Consider the following 11,177-nt stretch of genomic DNA (forward strand, 5'->3'; position numbering starts at 1 on the left):
CAGCCGGCCCAGTGCCTACAGGGCCCGCATGCAGCCCTGATCTTGCGGCCGCGGGCGCATGCGGTTGGGCGTCGACGGACGGGACACAGGTCGACATCAGCGCGGGAATCACCACCCCCAGCGGCGGCGGGGGTGGGGGGAATTCCGAGGGCGGCGCTCCCCCACAGGACGCGGCGCAGCCTGGCGCCGCGGTCGAGCCGGAGGACTGCGGACCGCTCGGATGCCGCGGCAACTACACCGTCGTCACTCCACCCGACGTCACGATCGATGATCTCGCCTCCTTCCGCCCGGCGTCACCGAGCATCAGCGGACAGCCCGACGGCTTCGGTGTGACGGGGATGCCGACCAACGTCGTGGCGGCGGCATCCGAGCAGATCATCCCGGGCACGATCCTCGGCTGGGACGTCGTGGTCCGATTCACGCCCTCCGGCTACGTGTTCGACTACGGCGACGGCACCCGGGCGCGCGCGACCTCGGGCGGATCGACCTGGGAGAGTCTCGGGCAGGGTCAGTTCACGCCCACCTCGACCAGCCACGTCTACCGCTCGCGCGGCGTCTACCCCGTCGTCGTCGCCGTGGAGTACGCCGCGGCGGTCGACTTCGGCAGCGGCACCTGGCGCTCGGTCGACGGGGTCGTCACGGCACGCTCGGGCGCCTACCCGGTCGAGGTCGTCGACGTCCGGACGGCGCTCGTCGACCGCTCCTGCGCCGAGGATCCCCTCGCGGCGGGCTGCTGACGATCGCTCCACGCCGCCGCACGGTTGCGCACCCGGCGCGCCGTACGCACGACCGCGCGGACCGGGATCCCGACGACGGTCGCGAGGCGACCCGCCGCCGAGGTGTCGAGCGGGCCGAGGACGACCTTCCGATCCCAGGCGGCCCGCAGGGTCCCCCCGCGTCCCGCGATGGCCGGGCGCGGGTCCAGCTCGCCACGACGGCGAGCGCGGACAAGCCTCGCGGCCTGTTCCTCCCAGTCGTCCGCGGACGGGTCGTGGAAGTAGTTCTCCTCGAGCCATCTCGGCGCCGGATGCCGGTATCGCCGCGCCTCGACATCCGCCTCCGACCCGAGGAGACCGGCGTCGGCGAGCACCTCGTTGATCAGTTCGGCCGACACCCCGAAGCTGTCGAGCGCGATCACCGGGACGCCGCGCGCGATCGCCTCGATCGCCGCGGTGGAGCTGACCGTGACGAGGCCCTCGGCGCTGTCGAGCGCCCGCGCCATCGGCGCCGTCGAGAACACCAGGTTTCCCGGCACCGGCCCGAGTTCCGCGACGAGATCGCGATAGCCCGTCTCCTCGAGGTGCGTCTGGCTCTCGCCGGGCGCGGCTCGCAGCTTCACCACGACCCGGCGATCCGGGTGCACGCCGGCTGCCCGCACGAGCAGCCGCGCGACGCGCCGCCGATCCGCGGCGAGCGCCGGAACCTTCGCCTGCGCGGCGAAGACCAGGTCGGCTCCCGCGGCAGCCGCCCCGGCCTCGCCGACATCCGCCGCATGCCCTCTCGTCACGCCGCCGCGCGCGAAGGGGAGGGTGGCGAGCGCGAAGCGATGCGGAATGTCCTGCTCCCGCGCGAGGGCGGTGAAGTCGCGGCGTTCGCGCTGCGAGTGCACGACGAACAGGTCACACTGCGCCCGGTAGAGAAGCGCTTTGCGCGTGGCCGGGATGGAGATCCCGGGCAACCCTGTGACGATCACCGGCCGCGGGGCGATGTCGGCCACCACCGACGCGAGCAATCGGACGAGGGGGCCGCGGCCGGCCACCAGCACGACGTCGGGCGGGTCCGCACGAAGACGCTCCATGACGGCGTCGAGGTCGCAACGCTCCACGTCGAGTGCGGCGAGACCGCTCCCCGCGAGCGCACTCCTCAGCTGCGCCTCGCTGACGACGAGTGGCGTCTTCACCACCGTCAGGACCGGAGACCACGCGGGTCCGAGCCCGCCCAGCAGATGCGCCGCCCACTTCACGTACGAGTCGGTGTCGGCGAGTGCGACGATCCGAAGCGGTGCGGCATCCGCTCCGCTCACGCGGGGACGCGGCGGAGCTTCGCCATCGGCGCGAGCTCGCCCGGGTACACCCGCTTGACCCCGTCACCGAGCGCCGACTCGATGACCCGGATGTCGCGAACGAGGTGCGTCAACCCGGTGGGCTCCAGTGATGCGGCGTGATCGGAGCCCCACATCGTGCGGTCGAGGGTGATGTGCCGCTCCACGGCCACGGCGCCGAGCGCGACCGCGGCGAGGGAGATCTGCAGTCCCCGCTCGTGACCGGAGTAGCCGACGGGGACACCGGGGAATCGCTCGCGCAGCGCGGGGATCATCCGCAGGTTCGCCTCCTCGGGCTCCATCGGGTAGGTCGACGTCGCGTGCATCAGCACCAGCCGATCCGTGCCGAGGACGCTGACAGCCGCGTCGATCTCGACCATCGTCGACATCCCCGTGGAGAGGATGACGGGCTTGCCGGTGTCGGCGAGCGTCCGCAGCAGGGCGTGGTCGGTGAGACTCGCCGAGGCGACCTTGTGCGCGGCGACGCCGAGGTCCTCCAGGAACGCCACGCTCGGCACGTCCCACGGTGACGCGAACCACTCGAGACCCCGCAGCAGCGCGTGATCGGAGATCTCGATGTACTGCGTCCGGTCGAACTCCACGCGCCGCCGGTAGTCGAGGTAGGTCATCGTCCCCCACGGCGTCTCCCGCGGGATGTCGCGCATGTGCTCGGGGGTGGCGATCTCCGGCGTGCGCTTCTGGAACTTCACCGCGTCTGCGCCGGCGTCGGCCGCGACGTCGATGAGACGCTTGGCGAGGTCGACGTCGCCGTTGTGGTTGAGGCCGATCTCGGCGATGACGTAGGCGGGGCGCCCGCCGCCGATGACACGGGATCCGATGGTGACGGTCACGGGTTCTCTTTCGTCGGGGCTGCGGCGACGCCGGAGCCGGGGAGGGATGCCGCCGGGGCGGCGTCGCGCGCGGACAGCACGCGCTCGGCGAGGTCGCGAACGGCCCCGTCACCGCCTTGGGTGTCGAGGACGACACGGGCGGCTGCCCGCACGCGCGGGGGCGCGTCGGGGACCACCACCGGCCAGCCGACGATCTCGAGGCACGGCAGGTCGTTGACGTCGTTGCCGAGGTAGGCGATGCGGGACAGCGGGAGGCGGTGCTCCGCCGCCCATGCGCGGAGGGCCGCGGCTTTGTCGTCGCAGTGCTGCACGACGTCGACTCCGAGCTTGCGGGCGCGCGCCGTGACCACCGGGTTCGCCTCGGTCGACAGGATCAGCATCGGAACGCCCGCGCGACGCAGGAGCGAGACGCCCATGCCGTCCGACCGACTCACACGGACCGTTTCGACGCCGTGCTGATCGAGCAGGGCCGTGTCGTCGGTGTGGACGCCGTCGAAGTCGGTGACCACACCGTCGACGTCGAGCGGCTCCGGTCGGTCCACGAGCGGAGCGAGCGCACGCGCGACGGCCAGCTCGTCCTCGGTGTCGATCTCGATCGCCGTGCGGGCGGCGACCTCGGTGATCCCGACACTCCCGAAGAAGCGATGACGGGTCACGCGGAAGGCCTTCGCGCGGAGCACATAGAACGCCCCCGTCTCGAGGAAATGCGGTTCGCGATCCTGCCGTCGCGGACGCGCGGAAGCCTCGTGGTTGACCGCCTCCGCGGCGTCGCCGACCGCGCGACGCCACAGGAATCCGTACGTCTCCACCGCCGAGAAGACCACGTCGCGTCGACGCGACCGGACCAGCCGCACGGCATCCCCGAGCGCCGCGACGTCGAGGAACGGGCTCGTGGCCTGCAGGAGCACGACCACGCCGATCGCATCGGCATCCGGGTCCAGCGTCTCCAGAACATGGAGCACCGCGCTCTCCGAGCTGGCCTCGTCGCCGGCCAGCTCGACGGGCCGCTCGACGACCTCCGCGCCCCACTCCGCCGCCACCGCGGCGATGTCGGCGTCATCGGTCGAGACGACCACCCGGTCGATCTCGGGGCATCGGCGTGCGGCGGCCACGGCGCGGGCGACGAGGGGCACGCCGCCGACGCGCCGGAGGTTCTTCCGCGGCACGCCCTTCGATCCCCCGCGGGCGGGGATGACGGCGACGACGGCGCTCACCGGTCTCGGCCGATCGTCGCGGGTGCGGCGAGGCACGGACCGACGTCCTCGGGCCCGACGTGCAGTCGCGAGCCCGAACCGCCGAGGATCGGCGGCAGGGTCGTGGTCGTGCTCGAGGGGAGGGTGAACAGGGTGAGCGCGCGAGTGGTCCCGGCCAGCAGAACCTCGATCGGGAGGGCAGGCTCGACGATCCGAATGCCCGGGACCGCGGCCACAGCAGTGCGTTGCGCGGACGAGGCGCGACGGTGAGGGACGTAGACCGCCGGGCTCCGGTCCGCGACGCGACCGATCCATTCCCGGTACTCCGACAGCGGCATCCGACCGTCGGTGGGTCGCGCGCTGCCGAGGATGATGCGCGCGCCAAGGGTTTCGCGGAGCGCACCGGTCGCCGCGCACGGACGGGTGCGGCGGATCCCGGCGAACCGGTGGCGCCGGATGCGGTAGCCGCGTTCTTCCAGCGCCGCGCCGCGTGAGTCTCCGAGGTCGAAGGCGGTGAAGATCTCCACGTCACCGGCCACAGCCCGACGGGCGATGCGCTCATGCGCGACTGGTCCGAGGAGGCGGTGCAGACGCCCCTCGCGGTGATGCGGACGCTCGTACGGGCGCTCGCCGGCGAGCGTGGCGGCGTAGGCGAGCGCTCCCGCACCGTCGTCGAGGAACGACAGCCGGCGCGGACGGAGCACGGTCGCCGCGAGCCGGAACTGCCCCGAGAACCCGTCGCCGATCAGCCAGTGTCCGTGGCGCACCAGCATCGCCCACGGGATGCCGACGTACGGTTCCAGGATGCCGAACCGCGCCCCGCGGGAGAGGAGCTCCTCCGCGGTCTCGGACATCTGCGGCGTGAGCCTTCCGGCCACGTCCACGGTCCGGCCGTGCGCCTCGGCCCACTCGGCGGCGCCGAGGAGCTGGAGCGGGGACTCCACCCACGCCATGACATCGGTTCGTCCCATGTCGCCTCCTGCCCTCGCCGTTCGCGCCACCTTCCGCGCCGAAGGCGACCGGAGCGTGGCGCGGGCGAGTCCGTCACACGTCCATTCGGTGAACTCCCGCCACCGGAGGGCGCGTGACAGGATGAGGGCGTGACCGACCGCCTGCTGCTTCTGGACTCCGCTTCCCTCTATTTCCGGGCCTTCTACGGTGTTCCCGACTCGGTGCGCGCAGACGACGGAACGGTCGTCAACGCCCTCAGAGGCTTCCTCGACATGGTCGCCAAACTCATCCCCCTCTCGGAGGCCACACACGTCGTGGCGTGCTGGGACGACGATTGGCGTCCGCAGTGGCGGGTGGATCTTCTCCCGACCTACAAGGCGCATCGCGTGGTGGCGGTGGTGGCGGCCGGACCCGACGTCGAGGAGGTCCCCGATCCCCTCGAGGCGCAGGTTCCGCTCATCCGCGCGGCGCTCGGGCGTTTGGGCATCCCCGTGGTGGGAGCGGCTGAGCACGAAGCCGATGACGTGATCGGCACCCTCGCGACGCGCGCACGCATGCCCGTCGACATCGTCACCGGCGACCGCGATCTCTTCCAGCTGATCGATGACGCCCGTGACGTGCGCGTCGTCTACACGGCGCGCGGCATGAGCAACCTCGAGACCGTGACCGACGACGTCGTGATGGCCAAGTACGGCGTGCGCGCCGCGCAGTACGCCGACTTCGCGACGCTTCGCGGCGATGCCTCCGACGGCCTCCCCGGGGTCTCCGGCATCGGCGACAAGACCGCGGCAGCACTGCTCGCCGCGCACGCCGACATCGCCGGTATCCGTGCCGCCGCGGATGCGCCCGACAGCGGCCTGAGCGCGGGAGTGCGGGCCAAGATCATCGCGGGAGCCGACTATCTCGCGGTGGCCCCTCGGGTGGTCGCCGTCGTCCGCGACCTGGATCTCCCCGAGGTCGACGCGCGCCTGCACACGCCGGATGCCGGTTCCCGCGCGGAGGCGGAGGCCTTCGGACGCCGGTGGGGCGCGGCGGCGGCGATGGGGCGCGCGTTGTCGGCGGTCTCGACAGCGGCCGGCTGAATCAACGCCGGGCGCGGCCCGCCGCGGCCACCGCCGTCGACAGGGCGACGCAATACACGATCGCGAGCGCCAGGAGCAGGACGAGTCCGCCGGTCCAGCGGCCGGTGACCTCGTGGATGAGGCCCATGGCCGGGCCACCGAGCGCTCCGACGGCATAGCCGCCGCCCTGGATGAGCGCCGACATCCCGGCTGCCTCCCGGTCATCCCGGGCGACGGCGACGAGCGCCGAGAAGATCACCACGAATCCTCCCGAGTGACCGATCGCCCCGGCGATCAGCCACACCCACAGCAGGTCGGGAGCGAGGAGCATCCCGCCGGTGACGAGGATCCAGCACACGCAGATCACCATCGGGGCCACCGCGCGCGGGGCGTAGCGCGCGAGGAGTGGGACGAGGAACGCGCCGGCCACCCCCACCCCCTGATAGACGGAGGCGAGAGCGCCCGCCGCGGTGGCGCCGAGACCGAGGGTGTCGGCGGCGAGCGTGGGCAGCCAGGTGGTCAGCGCGTAGTAGATGGTGCACTGCGCGGCGAAGGCGGCCAGGAGCAGCCAGGTCACGGGGCGACGGGCGAAGGGTCGCTCGCGCCGCGCGACGACGACCGGGAGCGGCCCCGTGAGGCGGGCGACGTCCCGACCGGCGCCGCCGGATGCAGGAGATGCGACGGTCGCTGCTCCCGAGAACCGGTCGCCGGATCGTCGGGCTCGGCGGAGATGCACGCTCCACAGCGCGATGCCCGCCACGGTCAGGATCCCCCAGGCCAGCAGAGCCGCGGGCCACCCGATGAGCGCGGCCAACGGGGCGGTCGCGAGGGAGGTCAGGAGCGATCCGACGTTGAGCATCGCCACGTAGGCCGCGGTCACCACGGCGACCTTCGGCCCCGGGACGTCCCGTCGGATGATCACCGGAATCACCACGTTGCCGACCGTCACGGCCGCTCCGATGACGAGCATCCCCGCGAGCATCCACTCGAATCCGGGAACCGCCCGGATGAGCGTGCCGCACAGGACACCCGTGAGCGAGATCAGCAGCGCGATCTCGGCGCCCGCCCGGCGGATGACCAGCGCCGCCACCGGAGTGAGGAGCGCGAACATCAGCACCGGTGCGGTGGTGATCAGCCCCGCCGCGGCAGAGCCGATTCCGAGGTCGCGCTCGATGTCGCGGAGCACGGGCGTCGGTGCGACGATCGGCCCGCGCAGACTGATCGCGGCCACGAGGATGCCGACCACGACCAGGGCGATCCCCGTTCCGGGGACGAACGGTCGGTTGCCGGCGGTCACGCGCCGAGTCTAGGCGGCGGTCCGGATCACGCCCGGCCGGGCCGTCGCCCCGCGATCCACTCCCGCAGGCGCGGGAGTGACCACGTCGTCACGATCCGGTCGGCGGGAACCCCCGCATGCTCCGCCCTGCGCGCGCCGTGGTCAAGGAGCGAGAGCTGACCCGGCGCGTGGGCGTCCGAGTCGATCGAGAACAGGCAGCCCGCGGCGATGGCGGCCGCGATCAGCTCCTCCGGCGGGTCCTGTCGCTCAGGCCGGGAATTGATCTCGACGGCGACGCCGTGGGCCGCGCATGCGTCGAAGACCGCCGCCGCATCGAACACCGACGGAGGGCGCGTGCCGCGGGCGCCCTCCACCAGCCGGCCGGTGACGTGCCCGAGCACGTCGACCTGGCCTCCGGCGACGGCGGCGACCATCCGCCTCGTCATCGTGTCCGCATCCATCCGCAGCTTCGAATGCACCGATGCCACCACGACATCCAGCTGAGCGAGCAGCTCGGCATCCTGGTCCAGGTCGCCGTCGTCGAGGATGTCGACCTCGATCCCCCACAGCATGGTGAAGGCGTCCGTTCCGAGGCCGCGGACGACGTCGCGCTGGGCGCGCAGCCGATCCGCAGTCAGTCCGCGGGCGACGCGCAGACGCGGAGAGTGGTCGGTGAGCGCGAGGTACTCGTGGCCGAGTTCCCGCGCCCCCTCTGCCATGAGCGCGGGAGAGGTGAGCCCGTCCGACCAGTCGCTGTGGGCGTGCAGATCCCCTCGAAGGAGCCCGCGCAACCGGGATTCCTGCTCGATCCCGGCACGCGTGCGGAGATCCGCGAGATAGTCCGGCACGGCTCCCGCGCGCGCTTGGAGGATCACCGCGAGGGTCGACTCCCCGATCCCCTTCGTTCGTCGGAGCACCGCCACGTCGTCCAGCTGGGCGTCGGGGAGGCCGGCGACGGCATCCGCCGCCACGCGGAACGCGCGCGACTTGTACCGGGACGATCGCTCGCGCTCGAGCAGACCCGCGATCTCGTTCAATGCCGCGCGCGGGTCCATCGTGTCCGCCCGGTCAGCCCGCGAGGTCGCGCGTGGTGTCGACCCAGCGCTGGAGCGTCGACGCCGCCGCGCCGGAGTCGATCGCGGATGCGGCGTCGTCGCGCGCCTCCGCGAGCCGCTCGAGGATCGGACGCTGCACCTGCCCGGCGTCGCGGAACAGTCGGTAGGCCACCAGCCCCGCCGCGGCGTTCAGCAGAACGATGTCGCGGACGGCGCCGCTCTCGCCCTGGAACGTGCGGTGGACCACCGCCGCGTTGTGCATCGGATCCCCGCCGAGGAGATCGGAGATGTCGGCGAGCGGAATGCCGAGATCGCGCGGATCCAGATCATGCTCGTGGATGTCACCGCGGCTCACCTCCCACAGGCGGCTGTGACCGGTGGTCGTCAGCTCGTCCAGCCCGTCATCGCCGCGGAAGACGAGTGCCGTCGCGCCGCGGGTGCGGAAGACACCGGTGATGAGGGGCACACGATCGAGATGGGCGACACCGACCGCGTTCGCCTCGGCCCGGGCGGGGTTGCACAGAGGCCCGAGGAAGTTGAATACCGTCGGCACCCCGAGCTCCTTCCGGGTGGCTGCGGCGTGACGGAACCCGGGATGGAAGGCCGCGGCGAAGGCGAAGGTGATCCCCGCCCGGGGCAGCACCTGCGCGACGGCCTCCGGGGAGAGACTCAGATCCACGCCGAGGGCGCCGAGGACGTCGGAGGATCCCGAGGAGGAGCTTGCGGCGCGATTGCCGTGCTTGACCACGGGGACGCCGGTCGCCGCGGCCACGAGCGCCGCCATCGTCGAGACGTTGACCGTTCCGAAGCGATCCCCGCCGGTGCCGACGATGTCGAGGACCCCCGGGTCGACCGGGAGCGGAAGCGCCGCCTCCAGGATGGCGTCGCGGAATCCGACGATCTCGTCGACCGTCTCACCCTTCGCACGCAGTGCGATCAGGAAGGCGGCGAGCTGGGACGGCGTGGCCGTGCCGCGCATGATGCCGCGCATCGCCCAGGTCGACTCCGAAACGCTCAGGTCGCGCCGGTCGAGGAGGGTGGTCAGGACGTCCGGCCAGGTGTACAGCTCCGCCATTCCACCGAGCCTACTGGCGACGGCGAATCGAGATCGATCCGTGACCCGGATGCCGCTCTCCGGTGTTCAGCGCTCTCGTCGGCGGTTCTCAGGCGATTCCCGGCCCGCGCGAAGGACCGTCCGAGGTGCATGACCCGCGAAAGGATCTTCGTCGGTGCGATCCAGCGGGCCGGGTATCGGCCATAATGGTGAGCGTGACGACCTCCACTGCGACCTACTCCCAGGCCATGCGGTCCGTCAAGCGGCCGGATCCGGTCGCCGTCGGAACCATTGTGTGGCTCGGCAGCGAGGTGATGTTCTTCGCGGGTCTCTTCGCGATCTACTTCACCTTGCGCAGCACCTCGCCCGAGCTCTGGGCCCAGGAAAGCGCGCTGCTGAATGTCCCATTCGCGACCGTGAACACGATCATCCTGGTCATGTCCTCCGTGACGTGCCAGATGGGCGTCTTCGCCGCTGAGCGATTCCAGCCGTACTCGACGAAGAAGCGCGGCATCCTCGGCTGGGGAATGGTGGAGTGGTTCTGGCTGACCTTCGCGCTCGGCGCGGTCTTCGTCTCCGGCCAGGTGTGGGAGTACGCGCAGCTCGTCGCCGAGGGCGTCTCGATCGACACGAACGCCTACGCCTCCGCCTTCTACCTGACGACCGGCTTCCACGCCCTGCACGTCACGGGTGGTCTGGTCGCCTTCCTCCTCGTCATCGGCCGCGCCTACGCGGTGAAGAACTTCGGCCGCAAGGAGATGACCTCCTCTATCGTCGTCTCGTACTACTGGCACTTCGTCGACGTGGTGTGGATCGCTCTGTTCCTCGTCATCTACTTCCTGAAATAGGAGCTGATTCCCGACATGGCACGCACCACACAGCGCCGCAATCACGGACGTCGCAGCCCTTGGGCTGCCGCCGCGCTGATCGGCATCGGCCTGCTCATCACGGGCGGGGCCTACGCGGGCGCATCCGCCGCGATGGCGTCGACGACCGAGCCGACGATCAACTCCGCACTGACGATCGACGACGGCAAGAAGCTCTTCCAGGCGAACTGCGCCACCTGCCACGGACTCGACCTCCAGGGAAGCCTCGAGGGTCCCGCGCTCTACGGCGTCGGCGAGCTCTCGGTGCACTTCCAGATGAGCACCGGACGCATGCCGCTGCAGATGCAGGGCCCCCAGGCTCCGCAGAAGCCGGTCCAGTTCACCGACGAGCAGATCGCCGCCATCGGCGCCTACGTCCAGTCCACCTCCCCCGGACCGTCGTTCCCCGCGGACGCCGTGCTGGACGGAGAGGGCGACGTCGCCCACGGCGGTGAGCTGTTCCGCATCAACTGCGCGATGTGCCACAACGTCGCCGGCGCCGGTGGCGCACTGACCGAAGGCAAGTACGCCCCGGCGCTGCACACCACCACGCCGCTGAACATGTACGCCGCGATGGTCACCGGCCCGCAGAACATGCCGGTCTTCAACGACCTGAACCTGACGCTCGAGGAGAAGCGGGACATCATCTCCTACCTTCTCTACCTGCAGGAGAACGAGTCCGCCGGTGGATTCTCGCTCGGCTCCCTCGGTCCCGTGTCGGAGGGCCTGTTCATCTGGATCTTCGGGATCGGATCTCTGATCGCGATCACCGTGTGGATCACGGCGAAATCCAACTGACCGAATCATGAACACCAGCACGAACGAGGAG

11 protein-coding genes are annotated in these 11,177 nt (G+C 71.3%); 4 read left to right on the forward strand and 7 right to left on the reverse strand.

Features of this window, described 5'->3' with window-relative positions; all coding sequences use genetic code 11:
- The first annotated feature begins 11 nt into the window (after nucleotides 1-11).
- Nucleotides 12-737 (forward strand): hypothetical protein, encoded by a 726-nt coding sequence (locus AB0O93_RS06560; protein WP_363341653.1) that lies wholly within the window; start codon nucleotides 12-14, stop codon nucleotides 735-737.
- On the opposite strand, the gene AB0O93_RS06565 is transcribed toward AB0O93_RS06560, so the two are convergent.
- From AB0O93_RS06565 to AB0O93_RS06580, 4 genes are read right to left on the reverse strand one after another with little or no spacing between them, the layout of a single operon-like run.
- Nucleotides 656-2,023, reverse strand: a complete 1,368-nt coding sequence (locus AB0O93_RS06565; protein WP_363341655.1) for a DUF6716 putative glycosyltransferase — start codon at nucleotides 2,021-2,023, stop codon at nucleotides 656-658. The two genes, AB0O93_RS06560 and AB0O93_RS06565, sit on opposite strands and share 82 nt — an antisense overlap.
- A complete protein-coding gene (locus AB0O93_RS06570) occupies nucleotides 2,020-2,892 on the reverse strand; it encodes an N-acetylneuraminate synthase family protein (protein ID WP_363341657.1) in 873 nt (290 codons plus the stop codon). Before AB0O93_RS06570 ends, AB0O93_RS06565 begins: the two co-directional genes overlap by 4 nt.
- Nucleotides 2,889-4,106, reverse strand: coding sequence for an acylneuraminate cytidylyltransferase (locus AB0O93_RS06575; protein ID WP_363341659.1), 1,218 nt, complete (start codon nucleotides 4,104-4,106; stop codon nucleotides 2,889-2,891). The genes AB0O93_RS06570 and AB0O93_RS06575 overlap by 4 nt, the downstream gene beginning before the upstream one ends.
- A complete protein-coding gene (locus AB0O93_RS06580) occupies nucleotides 4,103-5,056 on the reverse strand; it encodes a hypothetical protein (RefSeq protein WP_363341661.1) in 954 nt (317 codons plus the stop codon). The genes AB0O93_RS06575 and AB0O93_RS06580 overlap by 4 nt, the downstream gene beginning before the upstream one ends.
- A gap of 129 nt (nucleotides 5,057-5,185) precedes the next feature.
- Between AB0O93_RS06580 and AB0O93_RS06585 the strand changes: the two genes are divergently transcribed.
- Entirely contained in the window at nucleotides 5,186-6,118 is a 933-nt protein-coding gene (locus tag AB0O93_RS06585) for a 5'-3' exonuclease (RefSeq protein WP_363341663.1), read from the forward strand.
- Between the two features lies 1 nt (nucleotide 6,119).
- Here the strand turns inward: AB0O93_RS06585 and AB0O93_RS06590 are convergent, their stop codons facing one another.
- The 3 genes from AB0O93_RS06590 to trpD are packed head-to-tail and all read right to left on the reverse strand — an operon-like array spanning nucleotide 6,120 to nucleotide 9,503.
- Nucleotides 6,120-7,394: an MFS transporter gene (locus AB0O93_RS06590; RefSeq protein WP_363341665.1), complete on the reverse strand. Its 1,275-nt coding sequence runs from the start codon at nucleotides 7,392-7,394 to the stop codon at nucleotides 6,120-6,122.
- 26 nt (nucleotides 7,395-7,420) lie between these two features.
- Nucleotides 7,421-8,428, reverse strand: a complete 1,008-nt coding sequence (locus AB0O93_RS06595) for a PHP domain-containing protein (protein WP_363341667.1) — start codon at nucleotides 8,426-8,428, stop codon at nucleotides 7,421-7,423.
- A gap of 13 nt (nucleotides 8,429-8,441) precedes the next feature.
- A complete protein-coding gene (gene trpD / locus AB0O93_RS06600; RefSeq protein WP_363341669.1) occupies nucleotides 8,442-9,503 on the reverse strand; it encodes an anthranilate phosphoribosyltransferase in 1,062 nt (353 codons plus the stop codon).
- A 185-nt stretch (nucleotides 9,504-9,688) separates the two neighbouring features.
- Here trpD and AB0O93_RS06605 point away from each other — a divergent pair, with 185 nt between their 5' ends.
- Together AB0O93_RS06605 and AB0O93_RS06610 are read left to right on the forward strand one after the other, a co-directional pair.
- The gene (locus tag AB0O93_RS06605; RefSeq protein WP_053547300.1) at nucleotides 9,689-10,330 is read left to right on the forward strand and encodes a heme-copper oxidase subunit III; all 642 of its coding nucleotides are present in this window, start codon (nucleotides 9,689-9,691) and stop codon (nucleotides 10,328-10,330) included.
- Nucleotides 10,331-10,345: 15 nt separating this feature from the next.
- Nucleotides 10,346-11,146 (forward strand): cytochrome c, encoded by an 801-nt coding sequence (locus AB0O93_RS06610; protein ID WP_310891617.1) that lies wholly within the window; start codon nucleotides 10,346-10,348, stop codon nucleotides 11,144-11,146.
- Nucleotides 11,147-11,177: the final 31 nt, after the last annotated feature.

The organism is Microbacterium sp. NPDC077184 (assembly GCF_040687055.1).
Taxonomy (GTDB): Bacteria; Actinomycetota; Actinomycetes; order Actinomycetales; family Microbacteriaceae; genus Microbacterium.

Bases quoted from the DNA above. Each gene is read 5' to 3' on its own strand.
- AB0O93_RS06580 (WP_363341661.1), bottom strand. From the start codon at position 5,056: ATGGGACGAACCGATGTCATGGCGTGGGTGGAGTCCCCGCTCCAGCTC.
- AB0O93_RS06595 (WP_363341667.1), bottom strand. From the start codon at position 8,428: ATGGACCCGCGCGCGGCATTGAACGAGATCGCGGGTCTGCTCGAGCGC.
- AB0O93_RS06610 (WP_310891617.1), top strand. From the start codon at position 10,346: ATGGCACGCACCACACAGCGCCGCAATCACGGACGTCGCAGCCCTTGG.
- AB0O93_RS06605 (WP_053547300.1), top strand. From the start codon at position 9,689: ATGGTGAGCGTGACGACCTCCACTGCGACCTACTCCCAGGCCATGCGG.
- trpD (WP_363341669.1), bottom strand. From the start codon at position 9,503: ATGGCGGAGCTGTACACCTGGCCGGACGTCCTGACCACCCTCCTCGAC.